At 59.0% G+C, this 24,834-nt stretch carries 22 protein-coding genes; 9 read left to right on the top strand and 13 right to left on the bottom strand.

Translation table 11 applies throughout. The features are described 5' to 3' along the window. The first annotated feature begins 164 nt into the window (after positions 1-164). Genes KZO34_RS06370 through KZO34_RS06360 form a run of 3 tightly spaced genes read left to right on the top strand, consistent with a single transcriptional unit; the run spans position 165 to position 1,243 of the window. The gene (locus tag KZO34_RS06370) at positions 165-368 is read left to right on the top strand and encodes a hypothetical protein (protein WP_257900218.1); all 204 of its coding nucleotides are present in this window, start codon (positions 165-167) and stop codon (positions 366-368) included. Beyond that, positions 365-784, top strand: a complete 420-nt coding sequence (locus KZO34_RS06365; protein ID WP_257900217.1) for a YbaN family protein — start codon at positions 365-367, stop codon at positions 782-784. The genes KZO34_RS06370 and KZO34_RS06365 overlap by 4 nt, the downstream gene beginning before the upstream one ends. 21 nt (positions 785-805) lie before the next feature. Beyond that, a complete protein-coding gene (locus KZO34_RS06360; RefSeq protein WP_219474576.1) occupies positions 806-1,243 on the top strand; it encodes an RrF2 family transcriptional regulator in 438 nt (145 codons plus the stop codon). Here the strand turns inward: KZO34_RS06360 and KZO34_RS06355 are convergent. Both KZO34_RS06355 and KZO34_RS06350 read right to left on the bottom strand, forming a co-directional pair. Then, positions 1,231-2,322 carry a fatty acid desaturase family protein gene (locus KZO34_RS06355; protein ID WP_219474572.1) on the bottom strand — a complete coding sequence of 364 codons (1,092 nt, stop codon included), beginning with the start codon at positions 2,320-2,322 and terminating at the stop codon, positions 1,231-1,233. The two genes, KZO34_RS06360 and KZO34_RS06355, sit on opposite strands and share 13 nt — an antisense overlap. A 52-nt stretch (positions 2,323-2,374) precedes the next feature. Then, complete coding sequence (locus KZO34_RS06350) at positions 2,375-3,478, bottom strand: ferredoxin reductase (RefSeq protein ID WP_219474569.1); 1,104 nt, start codon at positions 3,476-3,478, stop codon at positions 2,375-2,377. Positions 3,479-3,670: 192 nt separating this feature from the next. On the opposite strand from KZO34_RS06350, the gene KZO34_RS06345 reads away from it, so the two are divergent. Then, entirely contained in the window at positions 3,671-4,300 is a 630-nt protein-coding gene (locus KZO34_RS06345) for a TetR family transcriptional regulator (protein WP_219477211.1), read from the top strand. Here KZO34_RS06345 and KZO34_RS06340 read toward each other — a convergent pair. Beyond that, complete coding sequence (locus KZO34_RS06340; protein WP_219474565.1) at positions 4,297-5,733, bottom strand: WS/DGAT/MGAT family O-acyltransferase; 1,437 nt, start codon at positions 5,731-5,733, stop codon at positions 4,297-4,299. The genes KZO34_RS06345 and KZO34_RS06340 overlap by 4 nt on opposite strands. A 229-nt stretch (positions 5,734-5,962) precedes the next feature. On the opposite strand from KZO34_RS06340, the gene KZO34_RS06335 reads away from it, so the two are divergent. From KZO34_RS06335 to KZO34_RS06325, 3 genes are read left to right on the top strand one after another with little or no spacing between them, the layout of a single operon-like run. Beyond that, a complete protein-coding gene (locus tag KZO34_RS06335) occupies positions 5,963-6,346 on the top strand; it encodes a CidA/LrgA family protein (protein WP_219474562.1) in 384 nt (127 codons plus the stop codon). Then, the gene (locus KZO34_RS06330) at positions 6,339-7,076 is read left to right on the top strand and encodes an LrgB family protein (protein WP_219474559.1); all 738 of its coding nucleotides are present in this window, start codon (positions 6,339-6,341) and stop codon (positions 7,074-7,076) included. The genes KZO34_RS06335 and KZO34_RS06330 overlap by 8 nt, the downstream gene beginning before the upstream one ends. Before the next feature lie 30 nt (positions 7,077-7,106). Beyond that, positions 7,107-8,465 (top strand): TrpB-like pyridoxal phosphate-dependent enzyme, encoded by a 1,359-nt coding sequence (locus KZO34_RS06325; protein ID WP_219474555.1) that lies wholly within the window; start codon positions 7,107-7,109, stop codon positions 8,463-8,465. Here the strand turns inward: KZO34_RS06325 and KZO34_RS06320 are convergent, their stop codons facing one another. The 5 genes from KZO34_RS06320 to tmpT form a co-directional block, all read right to left on the bottom strand. Then, positions 8,466-10,451 (bottom strand): alkaline phosphatase D family protein, encoded by a 1,986-nt coding sequence (locus KZO34_RS06320; protein ID WP_257900215.1) that lies wholly within the window; start codon positions 10,449-10,451, stop codon positions 8,466-8,468. Further along, positions 10,393-11,952: a SpoVR family protein gene (locus KZO34_RS06315; protein WP_219474551.1), complete on the bottom strand. Its 1,560-nt coding sequence runs from the start codon at positions 11,950-11,952 to the stop codon at positions 10,393-10,395. The genes KZO34_RS06320 and KZO34_RS06315 overlap by 59 nt, the downstream gene beginning before the upstream one ends. Beyond that, complete coding sequence (locus KZO34_RS06310) at positions 11,949-13,244, bottom strand: YeaH/YhbH family protein (protein ID WP_219474547.1); 1,296 nt, start codon at positions 13,242-13,244, stop codon at positions 11,949-11,951. The genes KZO34_RS06315 and KZO34_RS06310 overlap by 4 nt, the downstream gene beginning before the upstream one ends. A 33-nt stretch (positions 13,245-13,277) precedes the next feature. After that, entirely contained in the window at positions 13,278-15,200 is a 1,923-nt protein-coding gene (locus KZO34_RS06305; protein WP_219474545.1) for a PrkA family serine protein kinase, read from the bottom strand. Positions 15,201-15,575: 375 nt separating this feature from the next. Next, positions 15,576-16,229: a thiopurine S-methyltransferase gene (tmpT, locus tag KZO34_RS06300; RefSeq protein ID WP_219474542.1), complete on the bottom strand. Its 654-nt coding sequence runs from the start codon at positions 16,227-16,229 to the stop codon at positions 15,576-15,578. Positions 16,230-16,304: 75 nt separating this feature from the next. On the opposite strand from tmpT, the gene KZO34_RS06295 reads away from it, so the two are divergent. After that, positions 16,305-17,240, top strand: coding sequence for a D-2-hydroxyacid dehydrogenase (locus KZO34_RS06295; RefSeq protein WP_219474539.1), 936 nt, complete (start codon positions 16,305-16,307; stop codon positions 17,238-17,240). 61 nt (positions 17,241-17,301) lie between these two features. Here KZO34_RS06295 and KZO34_RS06290 read toward each other — a convergent pair whose 3' ends face one another. Continuing rightward, positions 17,302-18,549, bottom strand: coding sequence for an OmpP1/FadL family transporter (locus tag KZO34_RS06290; RefSeq protein ID WP_219474535.1), 1,248 nt, complete (start codon positions 18,547-18,549; stop codon positions 17,302-17,304). A 199-nt stretch (positions 18,550-18,748) separates the two neighbouring features. Between KZO34_RS06290 and KZO34_RS06285 the strand changes: the two genes are divergently transcribed. Further along, the gene (locus KZO34_RS06285; protein WP_219474532.1) at positions 18,749-20,110 is read left to right on the top strand and encodes a YihY/virulence factor BrkB family protein; all 1,362 of its coding nucleotides are present in this window, start codon (positions 18,749-18,751) and stop codon (positions 20,108-20,110) included. Here the strand turns inward: KZO34_RS06285 and KZO34_RS06280 are convergent. The 4 genes from KZO34_RS06280 to KZO34_RS06265 all read right to left on the bottom strand — a co-directional run bounded on the left by KZO34_RS06280 (position 20,093) and on the right by KZO34_RS06265 (position 24,684). Continuing rightward, positions 20,093-21,139, bottom strand: a complete 1,047-nt coding sequence (locus tag KZO34_RS06280; RefSeq protein WP_219474529.1) for an HDOD domain-containing protein — start codon at positions 21,137-21,139, stop codon at positions 20,093-20,095. The genes KZO34_RS06285 and KZO34_RS06280 overlap by 18 nt on opposite strands. A gap of 110 nt (positions 21,140-21,249) precedes the next feature. Further along, positions 21,250-22,479 carry a DUF445 domain-containing protein gene (locus KZO34_RS06275; RefSeq protein ID WP_219474525.1) on the bottom strand — a complete coding sequence of 410 codons (1,230 nt, stop codon included), beginning with the start codon at positions 22,477-22,479 and terminating at the stop codon, positions 21,250-21,252. Positions 22,480-22,578: 99 nt separating this feature from the next. Further along, positions 22,579-23,319, bottom strand: coding sequence for a 16S rRNA (uracil(1498)-N(3))-methyltransferase (locus tag KZO34_RS06270; protein WP_219474522.1), 741 nt, complete (start codon positions 23,317-23,319; stop codon positions 22,579-22,581). 15 nt (positions 23,320-23,334) lie between these two features. Next, positions 23,335-24,684 (bottom strand): adenosylmethionine--8-amino-7-oxononanoate transaminase, encoded by a 1,350-nt coding sequence (locus KZO34_RS06265; RefSeq protein WP_219474517.1) that lies wholly within the window; start codon positions 24,682-24,684, stop codon positions 23,335-23,337. Positions 24,685-24,834: the final 150 nt, after the last annotated feature.

Genomic DNA, 24,834 nt, shown 5'->3' with positions numbered 1-24,834 from the left:
TTAATTTGTAAAGAAGTAAACAAGATAAATTAAATTGGGTGGGCAACGTCGCCGAGTATCTTCTGTGCCTAAAGAGTGAATCTTTGGTTGTGGATCGCAGATAACTTTTCTATAGTTAAAGATGTAACTAGTATCAATGTTATGGTGAAGGTATGGAAAGGTGGTTGGCGTTTTCAAATAGTGCACTGGTCTGGTCAGCCGTTGGGCTGGTGGTGACCATTCTTCTGGCTTACCCGTTTGCCTATGCTGTGTCGCTGCCATGGCAAATTCTGGCGCACATCGGGACCCTGCTGTTTGCCGTGGGCATCAAGATTGCCTACGTCGCCCGGCTGGTTTTCCTGAGTCGTCTCGGGAGACCTGTTCATTGAATCCCGGTAAAATGGATGCAGATATGAATATTTCAGGGGGCGTTGCAATGCCTGAGCATTCCGGGAAAACCGGATTTCGCATTCTTTCGTATATAGCTTTAGGGCTGGCAGCAATAGGGGTTGTGCTTCCGCTTCTGCCGACAACACCGTTTGTGCTTCTGGCAGCTTTTTTTGCCAGTAAGGGCTCTCCGACGTTTGCCCGATGGTTGGAGGAGCATCCCCGTTTTGGCCCTGTGATCGCAGATTGGCGCCGGAACAGGGTGGTGCCAGCCAAGGCCAAGAGTCTGGCATGCGTCATGATGGCGTTGAGCTGGGGGATACTTTTTGCCCTGGGTACATCAATGATGGTCCTGGCCCTGGCCGGTAGTGCGATGGTCTGTTCGGCATGCTACCTACTGGCAAGGCCTTCCTTTTGAAACGAAACACTGGAGTACTGAATGCACATCACCCGTTACACTGACTATTCACTGCGCGTGCTGATTTATCTGGCGGTGCAGGGTGATCGCCTGGCGACCATTCAGGAAATTGCCGAGAGCTACGACATTTCCAGAAACCACCTGATGAAGGTGGTCCACCAGCTCAATAAGAAGGGCTACATCGAAACGATTCGAGGCAAGAAAGGGGGCATGCGCCTTCATATGGCACCCACCGATATCAGTATCGGGATTCTGGTGCGTGAGACGGAGCAGGATCTCAATATGGTGGAATGCTTTTCCTCGAAGAATGCCTGCCGGATTGCGCCGGTGTGCGGCCTGAAGTCCATGTTCGGGGAGGCTCTGCAGGCATTTCTTGCGGTGCTGGACAGCTACACCCTGGCCGATGTGATCCAGGATCAGCACCGGCCACAGTTGTTGAGGTTGCTTCAGGTCGCCTGACCCATGCTGAGGGCTGGCACTTTCGAGCGAACCCGGTCGGGCAGGGAAAAGGCAAAGATGCGCTTCAGTACCGTGCCATACTGCCGGGCAAAACTGCCGGTGTTGTACGGAATGCCATGCTTTTGGCACACCGCCTGCACCTGCGCCGAGATTTCCGGGTAGCGGTGGGCCGGCAGGTCCGGAAAGACGTGGTGCTCAACCTGGTAACTGAGGTGGCCGCTGAGCAGGTGCACCCACTTGCCGCCGGTGAAGTTTGAGGAACCGGTAAGCTGGCGCAGGTACCAGTGGCCCTTGCTTTCACCGTCACACTCCGCTCCCGTAAACGTCTCCGCATCCTGAGTGAAATGGCCGCAGAAGATCACCGTGGATGACCACAGGTTCCGGATCAGGTTTGCGCTGACGTTTCCCGCCAACACAATCGGGGCAACCGGGAAGGTGATCAGCGGGAAGAACAGATAATCCTTGAACGCCTGACGCCCGCCCTTGCGGAAAAAATCCATCAGGAACGGAAGCTTGTCGCGCAGGCGGATCTCACCGCGGCGAATGCGCTCGCTTTCCAGTTCGTGCAGGCCAACCCCCCACTGAAAGAAAACACTCAGCAGGATGTAGTTGATGAACTGCAGGCTGTGCCGGGGTTTCCATTCGTCGTCATTACTGAGGCGCAGCAGCGCGTAACCGTAGTCCCGGTCCTTGCCAATGATGTTGGTGTACGTGTGATGCTCGTAGTTGTGGGTCCGGCGCCAGGAATCGCCGGTGCACACGGTATCCCATTCGTAGCTCTGGGAGTGCAGGCTGGGGTCGTTCATCCAGTCGTACTGCCCGTGCATCACGTTGTGGCCGATCTCCATGTTCTCAATGATCTTGGAGAGGCCGAGCGCTACAGTGGCTGCGACGAAAACCGGCGGGATGAAGCCAAACGGCATCATCGCCCGGCCGCCCACTTCCAGAGTGCGGTGCAGCCGAACAATGCGTCGGATGTAGCGGGCATCGCGCTCGCCGAGATCCGCGACGACTTCGTCCCGGATCGCATTGAGATCCTGTTCCAGTTCACTGAGCTGTGCTTCGGTCATTGTGTTCATGGTCGTGCTCCCTTCGGTGCTTCAGCGCACCGCTTTCTCATTCGGTCATGGATTAAACGTCGATGGACACCGGGCCCTGGGGCACCGAGATGCAAAGCTGGACGTTCTCCTCGCCGGGACCGGACTTCTGGCCGGTCAGGCGGTTGATCACGGTGCCGCTGGTCTTCCGGCAGCTGCATTGGTGGCAGATGCCCATGCGGCAGCCGTAGCGGGGCGTCAGGCCTGCGGCTTCGGCGATCTCCAGCAAGTTGGCGTCGCCTTCCGAGCCCACCTCAAGATCGCTCTGGGCAAACCGGACCTGGCCACCCAGGGGTTGATCTTCAATGTTTGCCTGGGGCACGGAAAAAAAGGTGCAGTGAATGTCGCGTTCCCGCACGCCGCGGCTCTGGAGCAGCTCGCCTGCCAGGTCCATCAGGCCTTTCGGGCCGCACAGGAAGACCTGGCGGGCGTTGAGTCCCGGAACCGTGCCCAGATCGGCGTCCGACAGATATCGGGGTGCGGTTCCGTCGTGGGTGGCAATAATAGTCAGGGTCAGAGCGGGATGGCGGGCCGTCAGTGCCTCAAGCTTTTCCCGGGCAATCACGTCCTCAGACGTGCGCACGTAATAGAGCAGGGTGACCGGTGCCCGGTAATCCTGCGCTGCCATGGTCTCGAGCTGACTCAGGACAGGCGTAATACCGCTGCCGCCGGCGATAAACAGAACCGGCGCGGCCGGTTCCGGTACCGTAAAGTCGCCGAAGGCTTCGCCCAGGCCCAGCACGGACCCGACATCAAGGTGATCGTGCAGCCAGTTGGTCACCCGTCCGCCGGGCAGACGCTTGATGGTCAGGGTGATCAGTCCCTGCTTCTGCCACAGGATCGGCGAGCTGGATAAGCTGAAGGTCCGGTTGCGACGCGTGCCATCCACTTCGACACAGATGTTCACATGTTGTCCGGCTTCGAAGCCCTGCCAGCGCCGGGCCGGTTTCAGGACAAAGGTCCGGGTGTCCGACGTCTCCTGCAGGACCTGCTCTACCCGGGCCGGTGTGTACTCTTGTACCCACATCGGGTTGATGCGTTCCAGCAGCGGGTCAAAAAAGGCAGCCGGGTCTTCCCGGTTAAACAGCTGCTTGCCGAGCCACTGGAGCGCCTTGCTCTGGTTATGTCTCGCTAACATAGCGTTTCTCCGTGGTGCCATTCGCACGCGTGTGTACAGTTGTTCACTAATGTGTACGAATGTACACAGGGCGTCGGGGTTTCACAATGAGGTGTGTCGTTCTGGCATAAAATGACAAGCATTCGGTACTTTAATTTTTTCGGATGTGTACACTTGTCACCGGAGTTCAACAGCAATCGGTATGAGCAGACCATGGCGGAAAAACAACGCAGGAAGCCGGGTGAAACTCGCGACAAACTGATGGGGGCGGCGCTGACACTGGTGGGCAAGGGGCGGCATTTCGCCAGTCTGGGAATACGGGAGGTGACCCGGCAGGCCGGCGTGGTGCCGACCTCGTTCTATCGTCACTTCCGGAACATGGACGACCTGGGGCTGCAGCTGGTGGACGAGCTTGGTCTGGTCCTGCGGCGTATGATGCGTGAAGCCCGGGCCCATGTATCACAGGCGGATAAACTGATTGAGGAGTCAGTCGACATCTTTATCAGTCATGCCCGGGCCAACCGCAATTTTTTCCTGTTCATGGCGCAGGGGCTGGCCGGCGAGAGTCGGGCGGTTCAGGACGGCATTCGGAGCGAGATGCGATTTTTTGCCAGTGAACTGGCAAATGACCTTCGACGGTTAAGGCTGGTTGACCACCTTAGCGACGGTGATCTGGAAATGACCTGTGACCTGGTGGTCCGCAGCGTGGCGTTCAGTCTGACGGATCTGCTCGGGGTGGCGGCGGACGACGATTACCAGATTGACCAGATCCGGAAGCGGACCATCCGCTTCCTTCAACTGATCTTCGTGGGCGCCGCCCACTGGCAAAGCGGCAAGAACTAGGCTTTCTTGCGTGCAGTGCTCCGGGCCTTTTTCGGCTTGGGCGGAATCACCAGGCTTTCCAGTTCATCCAGCGCCTCTCCGGTGTAGACCGCCAGTTTTTGCATGCTGGGCAGGGTGTCCCGGCAACCGGTGTAGCCGAAGTTCAAGGAACCGTCATAGCTCAGGCAGGTGATGTTCAGTGCACCGCCATGCGCAATCAGCGACACCGGGTACATTGCCTCCAGCTTGGCGCCCTCCAGATAGAGGGTGCGTTGCGGGCCCGGCACGTTGGAGATGGTCACGTTGAACACCGGCCGCATCCGGCCGCCGAGCCCGGACATCAGCTGCAGGATGTAGGGCGACATCAGCAGCATGGTGTACTGGGTCAGGGCGCTCTTCGGCAGCTTCTGAAGGTGCTCTTTGGCGCGACGGGTGGAGGACTTGATTTCCTGCAGCCGGTTCAGCGGGTCAGGCTCATCGGTTGCCAGAGACGCGATCATGAAACTGATCTGGGTGCCTGTGCCCTGATCATCGGACGGACGAATGTTAACCGGAATGCCGGCTGTCATCGCGGTGTCCGGAAGGTCGTCCTGCTCCAGCAGGAAACGACGCAGCGCAGTGCCACACAGATACAGCACAATATCGTTCAGGGACGCCCCGGTTTCATGGGCAACCTTTTTGATGCGATCCAGATGATAGTGCTGGGTTGCGAAACGACGCTGCCCGGTGACCCGGTGATTGATCTTGGAAACCGGCCCCATGAACGGAGCCGTCAACCCGTCTTCCGGGTGACGCACGGAGTGCAGCAGACGGTTGCCGGCTTGCCAGAGCCGTGGGGCCATATCGGCCTGCAACTTCAGTGCGTCCATCGCCTGAGACACCGCGGCGGGAATGCTTGCCTCGGAGTCGGTCTTGCTGCCGCGCCGACGTTCCGGTTTGACGGACCAGGGCGGTGGCATGTCGCGTTTGTCCGGATCGGTGGTCAGCACCCGCTGCATCAAACGAACCCCGCTGATGCCATCAATCATGGAGTGGTGCATCTTGGTGTAGAGGGCGAAGCGATTGTTCTCCAGCCCCTCGATGACGTGGCATTCCCAAAGCGGCCGGGCAAAATCCAGCGGATTGGAATGCAACCGGGAAACCAGGATGCCCAGCTCCCGTTCGCCGCCGGGGCGGGGCAGGGCTGAATGGCGTACGTGGTAATCCAGGTCTATGGTCTTGTCGACCTTCCAGGCCGGTGCCACCAGGCGTCCAAGGAATCCGGACCAGGCCAGTTTCAGGTTCCAGGGTGGTGCCACGTCGCCGGTTTCTTTCATCCGGGTGACGAGGTCGCGTAAAAAGGTGTCGGGAGCGCCATCGGGCAGCGAAAAAATCTGCAGGTTTCCGACGTGCATCGGGGTGTCTTCAGACTCAACGGCCAGCCAGGAGGCATCCAATGTTCCCAGGCGTTTCATTCCTTGTTGTACTCCACGGGTGTAAGGGGTTTTAGTTGTTAGCTGCAAGTATACTGATAACCAGACATGTTCACGATGTTAGTGAGCGGAAAGTTCCGGCTTTTGCGACATTTAACGCTTTCAACGGAACGAGCCCGCGGTCACCTGTCAGACTTCCGTTGAGTGTTCACTCCGGCCGTTAGTGGCTATGCTCTGATATTAACCGGTGTCTGTCGGCGGAGCCCTCGTGATGCAGTTTCTCAATGGAATAACGCTGTTGCTGGTGTATCAGCTGATTGGCGAAGTGACCGTACGCCTTGCCGGGGTACCCATCCCCGGGCCGGTGCTGGGCATGGTCATGCTCTTCATCACCCTGTGGATTCGCGGCCAGACGCCGGAATCCGTCGAGCAGGCATCGTCGGCGCTCCTTTCTCACCTGTCCCTGCTTTTTGTTCCGGCCGGGGTTGGCATGATGGCGCACTTTAACCGCATTGCCGATGAGTGGATTCCTATCGCGCTGTCCCTGTTGCTGAGCACGGTCATCACCATGGTGGCGACCGCGCTGATTATGCAACTGACCACGCGCTGGCTGGTTAAACCCGGTGCCGGCGGGGAGGGACGTGGCAATGAATGACGCGGCTCTGACAGACATCTGGGTCTACCTCTCCGCCTCACCGCTGCTGGGCCTGACCATTACCCTGGTCGCCTATGGACTGGCCTACCGCCTGTATCTGCGCACCGACGCCAGCCCACTGGCCAATCCGGTGGTGACCTCGGTGGCGATGTTGATCGGGCTGCTCCTGCTCACCGGCACGTCCTACAACGATTATTTTGAGGGTGGGCAGTTCGTCCACTTTCTGCTGGGGCCGGCGACGGTGGCTTTGGCCGTTCCCCTGTATCAACAGTTTTCCAAGCTTCGACAGCTCTGGTTGCCGGTGACGATTTCGCTGTTCTGTGGCGTTGTCATTGCCGCCGGTAGCTCCATTGCCCTGGCCCGGCTTCTGGGCGGGTCTCTGGAGATTCAGATGTCCCTGGCACCAAAGTCGGCAACGGCGCCGGTGGCAATGGGCATTTCTGAAAAAATCGGTGGGCTTCCGTCGCTGACGGCGGTGCTGGTGGTTGTCACTGGCATCACGGGCGCCGTGCTGGGTACCAAACTGTTCGAGTGGATCCGCGTTCGGGACGACACCGCCAAGGGCATTGCCATGGGGGTTGCGGCTCACGGTATCGGGACCGCCCGTGCGTTTCAGGTAAGCTCCCAAATGGGCGCCTTTTCCGGCCTCGCGATGGCGCTTTCAGCGTTCGCTACGGCCTTGCTGGTGCCCTGGCTGGTTGATCTGATTGAATCCCTGTTACCGGTCTGAAAATCAAACAAAAACGAGGAAATCCAAAAAATGCAAACCAAGTTTCTTCTCGATGAAAGCCAGATGCCCAAGTACTGGTACAACCTGCAGGCGGATCTGCCGGAGCCGCTTCCGGCGGTGCTGCATCCGGGCACACAGCAACCGGTCGGGCCATCGGATCTGGAGCCGCTGTTTCCGATGGCGCTGATCGAGCAGGAAATAACCACTGAACGGGAAATCGAGATTCCGGAGCCGGTACGCGACGTCTACAACCTGTGGCGGCCGGCCCCCCTGTACCGGGCCCATCGCCTGGAAAAGGCGCTCGGGACTCCAGCAAAGATTTTCTACAAATACGAAGGCGTGAGCCCGGCCGGTAGTCACAAGCCCAATACCGCCATTCCCCAGGCGTTCTATAACCGCGAGGCGGGCATTCGTACCCTCACCACCGAAACCGGGGCCGGTCAGTGGGGCACGTCACTGTCCTTCGCCGGTTCCTTGTTTGATATGGACGTTACGGTGTTTCAGGTGCGGGTTTCCTACAACCAGAAGCCCTATCGCCGGGCGGTCATGGAAACCTACGGTGCCAAGTGTGTGGCCTCACCCTCGGAGCTGACCGAGTTTGGCCGCAAGGTGCTGGCCGAGACACCGGACCACACCGGCAGCCTCGGTATCGCCATCTCCGAAGCGGTTGAGCTTGCCGTGCAGGACCCGAATACCAAGTACGCCCTGGGCTCGGTTCTCAATCACGTGCTGCTCCATCAGAGCATCATCGGCCTGGAAGCCATGCAGCAGATGGAAATGGCGGACTGCTGGCCGGATGTGATTGTCGGTTGTACCGGTGGCGGCTCCAACTTTGCCGGCATCGCCTTCCCGTTTATGGGCCACGCGCTGAGAGGCGGTGAAAAATCCCGGATCGTCGCGGTAGAGCCCTCGGCCTGTCCCACCCTGACCCGCGGCAAGTACGCCTACGATTACGGCGATACCGCACACATGACGCCGCTTACTAAGATGCACACCCTGGGCTCGGGGTTCACACCGCCGGGTTTCCACGCCGGCGGTCTTCGCTATCACGGTATGGCACCTCTGGTGTCCCACGCCAAGGAGTTGGGGCTGTTTGACGCAGTGTCCTACACCCAGCGTGAGTGCTTCGAGGCTGGCGTTCTGTTTGCGAAGAACGAGGGTATCGTACCTGCCCCGGAGGCCAATCATGCGGTCAAGGGCGCCATTGATGAAGCGCTGCGCTGTAAGCGGGAAGGCAAAGACGAGGTGATCCTGTTCAACCTCTGCGGCCACGGCCATTTCGATATGGCGGCCTACACCTCCTATTTTGCCGGTGAACTGAGCGACCATGAATACGACGAACAGGAGCTGGCCATGGCATTGTCCGGGCTGCCTTCGGTCAATGCCTGATCAGTCGTCTTTGATCCGCGGCTGAAAAATTGTGCCCCCGCCTCCGGCGTCCAGTTGCCGGATGGCGGTTGGTGCGCCTTCGTCATCGAGTCGCACGTCTCCGATTCCCGAGCAGTTCCACAGCCGCTCACCGGCCTCCCGGCCCTCGGGCAGTCTGGGTGAAATCCACATGCGCCGCCTCTTGGTGAACCAGTTCAGTGGCGACCAGGGCGCAAACAGCCAGCGATTGAGGCGGTCCAGCCACTCCAGCAGGCCATTGGGGAATTCGTTCTTGATGCCGCTACTGGTGATCTGCCAGATACGGGGGCCGTTCTGTTTGTGGCGCAGGCGCACGTCGTAGGCAAAGGAATAGTGGACATCCCCGGAAAGGATCACGAAGTGTCTGGGCGTTCGGGAATGCCCAAAAATATTGAGCAACACACTGGCGGCGCCCCGATGCGCCATCCAGTTTTCCGCGTCCACCAGCAGCGGCTTGCGGAAAAAGGTAAACATCTGCTGGATTATTTCAATCAGCTTCACCCCGAACATGGGGGCAGCCGAAACCACCACGACAGCCTGCTCGCCCATGATTTCATGCTGGAAATCGGTAAGCGATTCCCAGTCCATCAGCCCGGAAGGATGCCTGCGGCGAATCTCGCTGCGCCAGCGATGGGTGCGCGTGTCCAGCACCACCAGTCTGGGTGAGGTGGGCAGGGTGTAATGCCAGTGATCAAACTGAAACAACTGGTCGATCAATTCGTCCTGGAGCGTCTTGTCCAGTTCATGCTGCTCGCTGCTGGTTTCGAACAGCTGTTGGCAATGGTCGATGATGTCCCGGAAATATTGCGGCTGATTGCCCCAACCCTGGCACAAAAGATAACCCAGCAGCGCATTGCCAATGATGCGCCGCGAAAAGGGATGTTGATAGGCGGTAGTCTCCCACAGGGCCGAGAGGTTCCAGTCGTCAGTCACATCATGGTCATCAAAGATCATGTAGACAGGTACGTTGGCCATGGCGCGCGTTGCCCGAGGCAGGCTCCTGCGAAAGTCATCGACGGCTGCCTGTTCCCTGCGGTATCGGGCCAGCTCTTTCGGGTCTTTGACGGGCTCGGCGGCGATGACAAGGGCCCAGGGTTCCGGCGACCACACCAGCAGATACATCGCCATGATTTCGGCAAAGGAGATCAGGTGATTGCCGGCGCTGGCAGTGGTAAAAACCGGCTTCCGTACGCCGCCGAAGAAACGCTCGGTCAGATCCTCGTTGAATTCCGATTCCGGCAGCAGGGCATCCCGGTGGTAGTAGGCCTTTGGCATGGAGGTCAGCTCACGGCTATGGCTGAGCGAAGCCCCCTCAAGGGGCTCATGGTAAAGCCCAAGCTGATTGATAACACAGTGAATGGCATGCAGCATCGGCCCGGCCACATCATCGGCGTAGATCTGGTCGCCGGTCATCAGTAACAGGGACGGAACATCTTCCAGCTGCTCGGCCTTGTGCAGCTCCTCGTCGGCCCGCACCAGGCCGTCGGCTGCGGGATGGTGTGGCCGCCGGCAGGAGCCATGAAGGATGCGGTCCAGCTTCGCTTTCAGGGTGAAGCCGGGGCGCTCGCGGTCGTCGGGACACAGGTGAGGGGCCCAGTCCTGTATCCACGTGTGCTCATGGTCGGAAGCGCGGGTTAGCCCGAGGTCATACTCGAGCCGGGTATTGCGGGGCAGAGGGGAGTCCGGAGAGATGGTCAGGAGATTGAGCCAGGCGTGAGCCCCAATTCTGAGCCGGACAAGTTCGTGGTCGCTCACCGGTCGATCCACCAGGCAGTCCTTGCCGTCGATTATGCGGATATGGAAGGTTTCGCTCCTGCTGGTGGCCAGCCAGAGAACCAGTAAGTCTGGGGCGCAATGGCGCAGGACCGGACCAGCCAGCGCCGGTCCGGTGAAGCCAGTGGGTTCCAGGTCAGTCCTCCTCAAACTCCCGGGCTGGGCAATGGTGCTCTTCAACCATGGTGCCCTCATCGACGCTTTCCAGATGCACGTCGAAGCCCCACAACCGGTGTACGTGACGCAGCACTTCATCCGTCTCGTCGCCCAGGGGCACCCGGTCCACGGGAATGTGCCGGAGGGTCAGTGAGCGGTCGCCGCGCACGTCCACGTTCCAGACCTGGATATTGGGTTCCCGGTAACTGAGGTTGTACTGGCGTGCCAGCTTCTCGCGCAGAATTCGGTAACCGGGGTCATCGTGAATGGCGGTAACCCGGTAAACGTCTTCCTCGTCGTCGTTCTGGATGGCGAACAGTTTCAGATCCCGCATGACTTTCGGTGACAGGAACTGCTGGATGAAACTCTCGTCCTTGAAGTTCTTCATGGCGAAATGCAAGGTTTCCAGCCAGTCGGAGCCGGCGATGTCCGGGAACCACTCGCGGTCTTCATCGGTGGGGTTCTCGCAGATCCGCCGCAGATCCATGAAGATGGAGAAACCCAGCGTGTAGGGATTCAGCCCTGAATACCAGGGGCTGTTGAACGGCGGCTGATAGACCACCGCGGTATGGCTCTGCAGGAATTCCAGCATGAAGCCATCGTTGACCAGGCCTTTCTCGTACATTTTGTGCGTGAGCGTGTAGTGCCAGAACGTTGCCCAGCCCTCGTTCATCACCTGGGTCTGCCGTTGCGGGTAGAAATACTGTCCCAGCTTGCGCACGATGCGGACAATTTCACGCTGCCAGGTTTCCAGCAGCGGCGCGTTCTTCTCGATGAAATAGAGTATGTTTTCCTGGGGCTCTTCTGGGAAACGCATCTGGCGTTTGACCGGATCCTCGTCGTCGTCGAGCCTGGGGATGGTGCGCCACAGGTCATTGATCCGACGCTGCTGGTACTCCTCGCGCTCCACTTGCCGGCGTTGTTCTTCCACCGCGGAAATAGGCGCAGGGCGCTTGTAACGGTCAACGCCGTAATTCATCAGGGCATGGCAGGAATCGAGAATCTGTTCCACGGCATCCACGCCGTAACGCTCCTCGCATTCCGCCACATAGTGTCGGGCAAACACCAGATAGTCGATGATGGCGCTGGCATCGGTCCAGGTACGGAACAGGTAGTTGCCCTTGAAGAAGGAGTTATGGCCATAGCAGGCGTGGGCAATCACCAGAGCCTGCATGGGCAGGGTGTTTTCCTCCATCAGGTAGGCGATGCAGGGATCGGAATTGATGACGATTTCATAGGCCAGACCCATCTGGCCCCGCTGGTAGCCTTTCGATGTGCTCAGGAACTGCTTGCCAAAGGACCAGTGGTGATAGCCCACCGGCATGCCCACGGAACTGTACGCATCCATCATCTGTTCGGCACTGATGACCTCAATCTGATTCGGGTAGGTATCAAGGCCGAACTCGGCCGCGCATTTGGCTATTTCGTCGTCGTATTGTCTGATCAGATCGAAGGTCCACTCGGAACTCGTGGATATGGGCTGTCGGTCGCCGGCATGCGGGCTTTCCGGAACGCCGGGACGGTCCATCATATCGGTCATGCGGCTTTCCTCTCGAACAGGTGGCGGAATACCGGGTAAATCTCCCCCGGGTCGGCGATCTGTTGCATGGCAAAGCTCTGGGGGAAACGCTCCATGATCTTCTCGTACTCGTACCAGAGCATCTGGTGATCCTGGGGCGTAATCTCGATATAGGCGTAATACTGCACCAGGGGCAGGATGCTCTCGGCCAGTATCTTGCTGCAGACCGGTGAGTCATCGTTCCAGTTGTCCCCATCCGATGCCTGCGCGGCATAGATGTTCCATTCGGAGGGCGGATACCGGGACTCGACAATCTTCTTCATCAGCTTCAACGCGCTCGACACGATGGTGCCGCCGGTTTCCCGCGAGTAGAAGAACTCTTCCTCATCCACTTCCTTGGCGCTGGTGTGGTGACGAATGAAGACCACGTCGATCTTCTTGTAGTTCTTCTTCAGAAACAGGTAGAGCAGAATGAAAAAGCGCTTGGCGATGTCCTTATGCATCTGGGTCATGGAGCCGGAGACGTCCATCAGGCAGAACATCACCGCGCTGGTTGCCGGCTGCGGATGCTTCAGGTGCTGCCGGTAGCGCAGGTCGATCTCGTCGATAAACGGGATGCGTCGGACGTTCGCCTTCAGGCGGGTGATTTCCTCTTCCAGTACCTGTATCTGATCATCGTGGCTGAACGCCGGGTCCAGATCTTCCGGAGCCGACTTCAAGGCGGCCAGCTGTTCTTCCAGTTCCCGGATCTTCTTCTTGCGCGCCCCGCCAAGACCAAGCCTGCGGGCGTGGGCGCCACGGAGTGAACGCACCACGTCAAGCTTGGCCGGCACCCCCTGGGTGGTGAAGCCGGATCGCACGTATTTGAAGGCATCGGTGTCCTTGAGCTTCTTGCGGGCCAGGTTAGGCAGTTCCAGGTCGTCAAACAGGAAGTCCAGAAATTCCTCCTGGGTGATCTGGAATGCGAATTCATCCATGCCCTCGCCGTCGGGACTTGCCTTGCCCTGACCCTGACCTCCGCCACCGCCTCCGGGCGGCTTCGGGATGGTATCGCCGGCCACGAACTCCTGGTTACCCGGGTGCACCACCTCCCGGCGACCACCCTGGCCATGATGGAAGATCGGTTCCTCGATATCCCGGGTCGGGATGCTGACGTTTTCGCCGCGTTCGATGTCGGTAATGGAACGCCGCTGCACCGCGTCCGCCACCGCTTTCTTGATGTGGTGGCGGTAGCGGCGCAGGAACCGTTCCCGGTTCACCGCGCTCTTGTTTTTCCCGTTCAGTCGCCGGTCGACTACGTGGGTCATACCCATAACGTTACTCCAGTTCAGCACTTGGTCGCTGACTTAGTGAGACTTGCGAACCCTCAGATACCATTCTGCAAGCAGACGTACCTGTTTCTCCGTGTAGCCTCGGTCGACCATGCGCTCGACGAACTGCTTGTGCTTCTTCTGATCTTCCTGGCTGGCTTTCGGGTTGAACGAGATAACCGGCAACAGGTCTTCGGTGTTCGAGAACATTTTCTTCTCGATCACACTGCGCAGCTTCTCATAGCTGAGCCAAGACGGATTGCGTCCCTGATTATTGGCCCGGGCCCGGAGTACGAAGTTGACCACTTCGTTGCGGAAATCTTTCGGGTTGCTGATGCCCGCGGGCTTCTCGATCTTCTCCAGTTCGTCATTAATGGAAGAGCGGTCGAGGATCTCGCCGGTTTCCGGGTCGCGGTATTCCTGGTCCTGAATCCAGAAGTCGGCGTAGGTGACGTAGCGGTCAAACAGGTTCTGCCCGTACTCGCTGTAGCTTTCGAGGTAGGCGGTCTGGATCTCCTTGCCAATGAACTGGACATAATGCGGCGCCAGGAATTCCTTGATGAAGCGCAGATAGCGTTCCTGGACCTCGGCCGGGTACTGCTCCTGCTCAATCTGTTTCTCGATCACATACAGCAGGTGGACCGGGTTGGCCGCCACTTCTGCGGTGTCGAAGTTGAACACCTTGGACAGGATCTTGAACGCGAAGCGTGTGGACAGCCCGTCCATGCCCTCATTCACCCCGGCCGCATCGCGGTACTCCTGGATCGACTTGGCCTTGGGGTCGGTGTCCTTGATGTTCTGGCCGTCGTAGACTCGCATCTTCGAGAAAATGCTGGAGTTCTCCGGCTCCTTGATGCGCGACAGCACGGTGAATTGCGCGAGCATGTCCAGTGTGTCGGGAGCGCAGGGTGCGCCAGACAGGGAACTGTTTTTCAGCAGCTTCTTGTAGATTTCGATCTCTTCGGTCACCCGCACACAATAGGGCACCTTGACGATGTACACCCGGTCAAGGAAGGCCTCGTTGTGCTTGTTGTTGCGGAACGTCTGCCACTCGGATTCATTGGAGTGGGCCAGGATTACGCCATCGAAGGGCACCGAACCCATACCTTCGGTGGTGTTGTAGTTGCCTTCCTGGGTCGCGGTCAGCAACGGGTGCAGGACCTTGATCGGTGCCTTGAACATTTCCACGAATTCCAGAAGCCCCTGGTTGGCCTTGCACAGGCCGCCGCTGAAGCTGTAGGCGTCCGGATCATCCTGGGAGAAATCTTCCAGCATGCGGATGTTGACCTTGCCGACCAGGGCGGAGATGTCCTGGTTGTTGTCGTCCCCTGGCTCGGTTTTCGATACGCCGATCTGGTCGAGTACCGAGGGGTATTTCTTGACCACCCGGAACTGGCTGATATCGCCGCCAAACTCATGCAGGCGCTTGACCGCCCAGGGTGACATGATGGAGGTCAGGTACCGGGACGGGATCCCGTATTCCTCTTCGAGGATCTGGGCGTCTTCCGATGGATCGAACAGGCCGAGTGGCGATTCGTTCACCGGCGAGCCCTTGATGGAATAAAAGGGCACCTTCTGCATCAGAGACTTGAGCTTTTCCGCGAGGGAGGACTTGCCGCCGCCCACCGGGCCGAGCAGGTACAGGATCTGTTTCTTTTCTTCCAGGCCCTGGGCGGCATGGCGAAAGAAGGACACGATATTTTCCACGGCGTCTTCCATGCCGTAGAACTCGGAAAATTCAGGGTATCGCTTGATAACCTTGTTGGAGAAGATGCGTGACAAGCGGGGGTCACGAGAGGTGTCGACGAGTTCGGGTTCGCCGATGGCAATTAGCATTCTCTCAGCGGCCGTGGCGTAGGCCGTTGGGTCCTTTTTGCAGATCTCCAGGTATTCCTCCAGGCTGAATTCTTCTTCCTGGGTACTCTCATACCTGTCTTTAAAGTGCTGCATGATAGTCATAGATAGCCCCTCGCTTGCTCTCTTATAGTCGGCTCTTAGTTCACGCAATGTCCCCGTTGCATCGGTTCCGCCGGTCTGGGCGGTCTGTTTAGTTATGGGTGGAAGGAATGGATACTTGCAAGCTGCCCTGCGATCACTCTGCTACGGCGGCTTGCTTAATCTGAGCTTAGTTCACGCTCGAAAAATTGGACAGTGGGGAAGTGGTTAAGGTTCATTAAATTGTGTTACGTCAGGCGGGAGTTTGATGGCTGGAGCGCGCGAGGGGACTTCCTGCAATGTCTTGTTGAAACTCGCTTTTGCTCAGACAAACAAGACATTGCAGGAAGTCCCCTCACACACGCCGGTCGCGCTACATGCGGTAACGCGATTTGAAGGTTACCGTTTGGTCAGACGAAACACGCTTTCGGTGGCGCCAGCCAGGCCTTTGCGCTTGGTGAACGGATGGTCCTTAGCCAGGGTGTTGGTGAGGATGTGCTCAATCTCGTAGTCCCCTGAATAGAGTTCCCGGACTTCGTCGTCGCTGACGTTGAACGGAGGCCCCTTGATCTCAGTGTCGTAATCGAGGGTGATCAGCAGGATTTTGGTGCCGTCGGGGATGATTGCGGTCAGGTGTTCGACGTAGCCTTTGCGCATGTGCGGGGGCAGGGCGATCAGTGCGGCGCGGTCATAAACCAGACGGATGTGTTTGAGGTCGTCCGGCACCAGCTGGAAGAAGTCGCCGCACCAGAGTTGCAGGTCGTCGTGCTTGAAGGTGGTGAAGGGTTCGCCCGGATGGACCTTGGCTTTCTCGCCGCCTTCCTCGAAAAAGTCCTTGCAGGCCACGTCGCTGAGCTCGACGCCAATCACCGGGTGACCGCGGTCGTGGAGCCACCACATGTCGTGGGCCTTGCCGCAGAGCGGAACGAAGACGGCACTGGTGGCTTTGCCGGCCAGTTCCGGCCAGTGGTCATACAGGTACTGGTTGACCGTGCCCTCGTGAAAGCCGATTTCCTTCTTGGCCCAGCGTTCGTGCCAGAACTGGTGTTCCATGGTTTTGCTCTCCCCGATTTGGACGTTTGGTTCAGTCTACCCTAATCTTTGCCTGTCTTGATTCAGGAGAAAAGTATGAAAGCCGTATTCCTTGATGCCAACACGTTGGGCAGTGATGTCGACCTTACCCCGATTGAGCGTATCACCGGAGATCTGGTGAAGCATGGCAAAACCGCGCCGGGTGAGGTGCTCGAGCGTATCCGCGGCTTTGATACGGTGATCGTCAACAAGGTGGTGCTGACGCGGGAGCATTTCGAGGCCTGCCCGGAGCTCAACACCATCGCCGTGGTTGCCACGGGTCTGAACAACATTGACCAGGCAGCGGCGAAGGAGCACGGCGTTCGTGTGCTGAATGTCACCAATTACGGTCGGTCCACCGTCGCCCAGCACACCATGGCGCTGATCTTGGCGCTGGCGACCCGGTTGCTGGATTACGACCGGGACCTGCGAGCCGGTCGCTGGGGCAAGAGCGACATGTTCTGCCTGATGGATCATCCGATCCTGGAGCTGGAAGGGCGCACCCTGGGCGTGGTGGGGTATGGCGATCTGGGGCAGGGCGTGATCGAGCGCGCCGAGGCCTTCGGCATGAAAATTCTGCTGGGCGCACGGCCCGGACAGTCAGCCGGCGAGGTGGATGGTTACCCGCGGCTGCCTCTGGACGAGCTCCTGCCGCAGGCGGATGTGCTGTCACTGCATTGCCTGCTCACCGACGAGACCCGGGACCTGATTGGGGCGCGGGAGCTGAAGATGATGAAAAACGACGCACTGTTGATCAACACCAGTCGCGGGGGGCTGGTGAATGAGCAGGCGCTGGCGGATGCACTTCGGGCCGGAGAGATTGGCGGCGCCGGCTTTGACGTGCTGACCGAGGAGCCGCCGCGCAACGGTAACCCGCTTCTGGCGAACGACATTCCGAACCTGATCATCACACCACACTCGGCCTGGGCAAGTCGCGAGGCCCGGCAACGCATTGTGGATATTACGGCGCGGAATCTTGCGTCGGTCGCCTGAGTACCGTGATAAAAAAGCCCCGGGTTTGGCCGGGGCTTTTTGTCGGGAGCTTATTACCCTATCAGAAGGTCCAGCCCACGCTCGCAGAGGCGCCAAGCTGGTGCATTTCGAGGGTGATGGTCTGGTTGGCTGCCAGTGGGTTCGGCCCTGTCACCTTGTTTTTGGGTGAGAAGAAGGCCATGCCAGACAGTTCCAGGTTGCTGGTGACGTTATGGGTGAAGCCGCCGGTGAAATGCCATTCCTGAATCCCCGGCGCGAGGATGTTCAGAAGCACGTCCTCATCGGAGATCGGGTTTTCACCATAACTCACACCAGCGCGCCAGGCGTGACTGGGGGTTTGCTGCCACTGCCAGCCAAGCTTGACGATGGTCATGTCATCCCAGCCGAAACCGGCACCCTGATCCGCCCCGAGGGGCGCAGTCATCAGGTTGGGCAGGAGCGGGTTGCCGACACTGTTGATCTCGCTGTAGCGGATGTGCTGAACGTCCAGCAGGAACCAGTGATCCGGAATGCCTGACCAGGCAATGCCGGCGTTAAACATCTGCGGAATGTCGAAGTCCCCCTGTTCGGCGAACAGGCCGCGGTATTTGTCGAACTCGTCCATCTTCAGGATGTTGCGCCAGCTTATCCCACCCCGGAGGGTGTCGGTGATTTCGCCCTGCCAGCCGATCTGGTAACCGTAACCCCAGGCATCGTCGGTACCCTGATTCGATACCGCGCCGCCGTCAGAGGAGAAGGCGGCAAAGCCCTGGAGGCCTTCTGCCTCGAAGCGCTGATACGCGAACACCGGTGAAATACCGATCGCCTGATTATCGGAAAACTCCCACGACCAGGTTGGGGCAATGAACAGTTGCTCGAGGTTGACGCCGGTACGGCCAGCGTAGAAAGGACCACCATTGCCGCCCGGATAGTCGGTATTCATGCCGCCGTTGGCGAACACCGAGACGCCGAACGCTGTGTTATCAGACAGCGACCGGTTGAAGCCGAAATGGGGAATGGCAAATGCATCGCGGCTGCTTTCGTAGGTACCCGGGGTCAGGGGGAACATGTCGTTCTGGGCCGGATTGCCGTCTACCGAGTACTTCCGTTTTGGCGAAAACACCTCAACACCACCGTCAATCCGGGTGCCAATGAAGGCCATGCCCGCTGGGTTGGTGGCGGCGGCGATGCTGTCCTGGGACAGGGCGCTTCCGGCGCCGGCCATGCCTTTATTAATGGTGCCGTATCCATGGCTGAAATACCCGTTGGTTGCCAGCGCAGAGGCCGGGACGAGGGCCGTGATCGCGGCCAGTGCAAGTTTCAGACGCATAAGTGAACACCCGTTCGTATACTACAGTCACGTGTGCGCGTCGTTGTACAGAAGAGCCTTTATGATTGGAAGTGATTAAAATTGATATGGTTATAGTTAAAAGTTTTTTGGTCGCAAAAAGTTGGGAATCGACCATACTCTGTTGTGTCGGGTATCTGCCTGATAATCTGTATAAAACTTTTCCATAGCAGGGTGTTCAGTGGCTTCATTCCAATTTCGAGAACGGCTTCAGTCGGCGGAAGACTGGATCCTGGCAAACCCGAATCCGCCACAAAGCTGGCCGTGGACCTGGCTCTACAAGGTAGGGCGCTCGGCCTATGCCCTGGTCCGGGATGTCGTGAGTGGGCAGCTGACCCTGCACGCCATGAGTCTGGTCTACACCACGCTGCTCAGCATCGTTCCCCTGTTGGCCCTGAGTTTCTCGGTGCTAAAGGCCCTGGGGGTACACCAACGGATGGAGCCGTTTCTGTTCCAGTTCTTTGAGCCGATGGGCCCGCAGGGCATCGAACTGGCGGAAAAGATATTGGGTTTCGTCGACAACATGAAAGTTGGCGTGCTGGGCTCGGTGGGGCTGGCGCTGCTGGTGTACACGGTGATCTCGCTGCTTCAGAAGATCGAGCGCTCCTTCAACATGATCTGGCGGGTGCCGGACATGCGCTCCATGGCCCAGCGCTTCAGTAATTACCTGAGCGTCATCATGGTAGGCCCCCTGTTGATGGTCTCCGCCATTGGTGCCAGTGCCACCATCTTCTCCTCTACCTATGTTCAGGCGCTGATGGATATCGAGCCCTTTGGTTCGCTTATCCTGGTGATCAGCCGGTTCACGCCCTTTTTCCTGGTAGTGGGCGCCTTCACCTTCGTCTACATCTTTATGCCCAACACCCGGGTGAAGCTTCGCTATGCCTTTATCGGCGGCTTGGTCGCGGGCGTGTCCTGGCAGGCCGGCGGAATGCTGTTTGCCTCGTTTGTGGCCGGCTCCGCCAAATATGCGGCCATCTACTCCAGCTTTGCCATCGGGATCATTCTGCTGATCTGGACCTACCTGAACTGGATGATCCTGCTCCTTGGCGCCAGTCTGGCGTTCTACCTACAGAACCCCGGTTCGGTGGCCAAGCGGGAGAAGGTCCAGTTAGCGCCGGAGCTACAGGAAAAGGTGGCCCTGGCATTGATGTGGATGGTGGCTAAACCGTTCAGTGACGGTGAGAGAGCCCCGCAGCAGGAAGTGCTTGAGCACCGGTTGCGGGTGCCCGGTGAGGTTACCCGGGGCGTGAGCGACAAGCTGATCCGTGCCGGGTTGCTGTCGCTGGCCGGACGTCAGGGAGACCAGCTGGTGCCGGGCCGAAGCCTGGACGGGATATCCCTTGCTGACGTGTTGAAGGTTGTCCGTCGTGATGAAGACCGTGTGGTCGACCGGCTGCCGGTTTACCTGCCGTTCGATCTACTGCACGGAACCGAGGAACGACTCTCAACATCCTTTGCGGAACTTCTGAAAGCGGGCAGGACGGTTGAAGAAACCATTGAAGAGGCTGAGAAAGAGACGGTCTCACACTCGCACAGCTGACCGTCCGCCTTCCTGAAGCATTGCCCGCAAGGATTGCCGCAACTGATCGATCTGCTCCGGCGCCAGCCGGAGCACTTTCGGAAGGTCCTCTTCGGCCAGACTGTGCTGGTTGGCATGCTGCAGCACTTCCCGGGTCCCGATGATCATGCCATCGTTCAGCGCCGTCTGGGTTTGCCGGGGCGCCGGTCGCTCGGCGGCGAGGAGCAGGGCGTTGAACTTGGGAGGAAGGTGCCACTCGTTGGCCAGGAGTTGACTGGTTGCCCATTGGTGACGTGCCAGTGCGTGCCGGGTCAGGGCCGGATCGGGATCGCATTTCAGACGAGCCCTGCAGATCCGGTGCAATTCCCGGCGAACGGTGATGTAGGCCAGCGCTGGCAGGAGTCCTGCCATAAAATGTGCGCTGGAATCAGCCTCCTGTGCCCGGGCGCTCAGTTCGGAGGCACGTGCGCAGGTCAGCCCCCAGCGCCAGACTCTTTGGGCAAACAGCGCCTCCCGGCTATTTCGGGCCGCCATCATGGGGCGCATGACGGCGGCGGAGACCACGTTGCGAATGCCGTCCACTCCGAGCAGAAAGACCGCCTGGTCAACCGAGTCGATTGTGTGCTCGCCATGGCGAAAATAGGGGCTGTTGGCTATTTGCAGCAGCTGGTCGGTCAGAGCCGGGTCGCCAAGGATGATCTCGGTCAGGCTGTGGCGGTCGGCGGCATCGTCTGACAGCGCGCGCATCAGCATGGGAAGGCTCATGGGTTGCCGGGGAAGTTCTTCCATTCGCCCAGCACTCAGGCGATGTTCCAGTTCCTCAAGAACCTCCGTGGCAGAAGAAAGATCTCCTTCCAGCTCAGACGGCTCAACATCAAGCAGCCAGCAGAACAGATGCTCTTCCAGTTGCCGGGCGAGCAGTGCGCCTGTTTCCGGGTCGTCATTTTCGGATTGGTCCTGGGCCGGGTTGAAAAGTCGCGGCTCTGGTGCCGGCGCCGCCGGCTGTGGGTGTGAAAATAATCCTGAAATCCAGGACAGAAAACCTGGCATCCCTTGCCTCCGGGCCAATCAGTCGTCATAAAGTACGCATCCAACTGCGCGCAGTATAGTCGGCGACCCAATGGTTGCACAGCAAAGGACTGATTGATTAAGGCTATCGATTACATTACCGATTGACCAAACACGAACACCAACTGGCAGATACCCGCGGCCATGCCCAGGAACGCGCCCACCAGTATCAGCTTGATCTCGTCTTCCTGGAAGCAGGGCCGGAGCAGGTCCTGAAATTCTTCGGAGGAGAGGGCGATCATGCGTTCCACCATGATCGATTCAACCGCCCGGGCCCGGTCCTTCTCGAAGACCGGGTTGTTGAAAGAGGTTTGTGAGATTTCGATCGCTTTTTCACCCACCTGGTGTTTCAGGGTGGCAAACCCGGTGGGACCGAAGGCCACCTGGGTGAGGGCCTTGCCCAGGCCGGCGGTTTCGTCCACCAGCGGCTTGATGTGCTTTTTCACCATGTTGCGCGCACGGTCGCCTTTCGGCCCATCCAGAATCGCGTTGATGATGTTGCCCACGGTGAGGATTTCATGGGTCACGATGTGGCAGAAGGATTCCGCGACTGCGGGCTGGCGTTTCAGGAACAGGCCCTGGATACGGAAAGGCCCGACCCTTTTGGCGTGCAGCGGGCGGAAGATGACGTTCAGGGCAATCCAGTTGGTGGCCCAGCCTACCAGCAGGCCGAAGAACGGCAGCACCCACCAGCTCTGGTAAAAGTACCAGACCGTCATCTGGATCAGGCCGAATAGGAACCCGAAATACAGCCCGGAATTGACGATGAAACGGAACTCCACCTGACCACATTCCAGGAAGATGCGGTTCAGCAGCTGTTTGTCGCTGGCCAGCCGTTCGATCACCATGCCTTTGATGTCGAGCAGGTCCTCAATGTTCGCGGAAACGTCCTCTACCAGGTTATCCACCAGTTGTGGCGTGGATTTCCGGACCCGGTCATACACCATGTTGCGGGCGGAGGCGGGCAGGTTTTCCCAGAAGGTCGGGTGTTCCCGTAGCATCATCTCATCGACGTATTCTTCGATGCGCGGTTCGACAGAATGAACAATGTGGGTGGCGAGGACCTTGGGGTCGATCTGCTGGAAGATTTCCCGCACGGTGCCGATCTTGGAGATGGTGGCGTCGACGCTGATGGCCGCCATTTTTCGGGCCTTGGAGGGGATGATGCCCTGCCAGCCCAGAAGGGGGGGCTTGCCGATGAATTCCAGCGGGTAAAAAGTCATTTTGATGGCGAGCCAGTTGGTGGTCCAGCCGATCAGGGCAGCAATGATGGGAATGCTGAGGTACTGCCAGAATTCGGGGGTGGTGAACAAGCTAGTCATCCGCTACTCGCATCAGTCATGTCGTCAGACCCGGATAATGTTGGTCGAGGTGAGTGCTGTCAATGACTTGGGTGCCAGTCTGAGACGGCGTTACGGCCGTTAGGCCGGTTCTCCGATATCGCCCCACAGCCATTGGCACAGGGCCATGGCCGCAACCGGTGCGGTTTCGGTCCTGAGTACGCGCGGTCCGAGGGCAACTGGCAGAAACCCGTCTTGCTCAGCCAGGGCAATCTCGTCCGCGGATAGCCCGCCTTCCGGGCCAATCATGAGCGCAACGCGGCCAGGTTTTGTCATGGCGCTCAGGGACTGTTCGGTGCGGTGGTGCAGTACCAGCCGGATGTCGCAGTCGCGGCTGTATTCGAGCCATTGCGCGACTGTCATAACGGGCAGAATGTCGGGAACCCTGGCCCGGCCGCACTGCTCGGCGGCACTGACGGCCACCGATTGCCAGTGTCTCAGGCGTTTGTCTTCCCGATCGCCTTTCAGTTTCACGTCGCAGCGTTCGGTGGTGAGGGGCACGATGCGGGTGACGCCCATCTCCACGGCTTTCTGGACGGCGTAATCCATGCGGTCGCCTTTGGACAGGGTCTGCCCCAGGACAATTTCCAGGGGCGATTCGGTGGGATTGGTCTCCGGAGGGCCCACCATCACCTCCACCTGCTTTTTGCCGGCGGCTGTTATGGTGGCCGGGTAGTCCTGGCCGTCGCCGTTGAACAGGCGCAGTTCCTGTCCCGGCTGCATGCGCAGCACCCGTCCGACATGCTGGGCGGCGTTGTCGTCCAGCTCGGCTGTGGCGCCGCTGCTCAGCGGCGAGTCGGTGTAAATTCTGGGGATGCGCATGCCTGTGTTCCCTGATCAGTCCCGGACGGCGATTTCGATGCCCTCGGTCGCCACCTGTGCCAGGTGGCGGATCTGGTCTTCGGTGATGACGTAAGGCGGCATGAAGTAAACCACATTACCCAGGGGGCGAAGCAAGGCCTGGCGGGTCAGCGAGTGTTGATAAACCCGAATGCCGCGGCGCTCCTGCCACGGGAAAGGCGTTTTGGAGGCTTTGTCCTTGACCATTTCCACCGCCAGGGTCATGCCGTGTTGGCGGATATCGCCAACGTTGGGGTGGTCGGCCAGGTGCGCCACGGAATCCGCCATGCAGGCGGAAAGCCGGCGATTGCTTTCGATGACGTTGTCGTCCCGGAAGATATCCAGGGTGGCCAGTGCCACGGCGCAGCCGATGGGGTTGCCGGTGTAGCTGTGGGAGTGAAGGAAGGCTTTCAGGGTTTCGTAATCGTCGTAGAAGGCGTTGTAGACGTTGTCGGTGGTGAGTACCACGGACAATGGCAGGTAGCCGGCCGTTAGCCCCTTGGACAGGCACATGAAGTCCGGGGTGATGCCGGACTGTTCGCAGGCAAACAGGGTGCCGGTGCGGCCAAAGCCGACGGCAATCTCGTCGGCGATCAGGTGCACACCGTAGCGGTCGCAGGCTTCACGCAATTTGGTGTGGTAGATCGGGTGGTGCATGCGCATACCACCAGCACACTGGATCAGGGGTTCCACCACCACGGCGCAGATTTCGTCGTGCTTCTCGGCCAGCAGCTTTTCCATGGCCTCGAACTGACGCAGGGCGTAGGCCTCGTCGGTCTCGCCCGCCTCTTTGTTAAAGGCATCGGGGGAGGGGGCGGTGAGGACTTCCATTAATAGAGGCTGGTAGGTGTCCTTGTACAGCGCCACATCACCGAGTGCCAGCGCCCCGAGGGTTTCCCCGTGGTAGCTGTTGCTCAGGTTCACGAAGTTTTTCTTCCCCGGCCTGCCGTGGTTCTTCCAGTAGTGAAAGCTCATTTTGAGTGCGGCTTCGATCGCCGAGGAGCCGTTGTCCGCGTAGAAGCACTTGTTCAGGCCTTCCGGGGTCACTTCGATCAGGCGTTCGGATAGATTCACCACCGGCTCATGGGTAAAGCCCGCAAGGATGACGTGTTCCAGCTGGCTGACCTGTTCCTGGATGGCCGCGTTAATTCTTGGATTGGCATGCCCGAACAGGTTGACCCACCAGGAGCTGACCGCATCGATGTACCGGTTGTTCTCGAAATCCTCCAGCCAGACGCCTTCGCCGCGTTTGATGGGGACCAGGGGGAGCGTTTCGTGGTCTTTCATCTGGGTGCAGGGGTGCCACACGGACTTGAGGCCGCGGGCGACGAGATCGGCGTTGCGCATGGTGAATCTCCGGTCTGGCTGTCAGGTTCAAAATGTCGGCTGTTAACCTGAGCGGATATTACAGTTAACAGCGCGAGCTGGCCACCTTGCCATGGGAGAGGGGCCGGCGGATGGTCTCCACACCAGGATCGAGCGTGGAGACATGCACAT

This window comes from Marinobacter sp. F4206 (genome assembly GCF_019392195.1).
Classification (GTDB): Bacteria; Pseudomonadota; Gammaproteobacteria; order Pseudomonadales; family Oleiphilaceae; genus Marinobacter.
The sequence above is the reverse complement of the archived record's forward strand: the minus strand, read 5'-3'. Positions and strand labels throughout refer to the sequence as shown.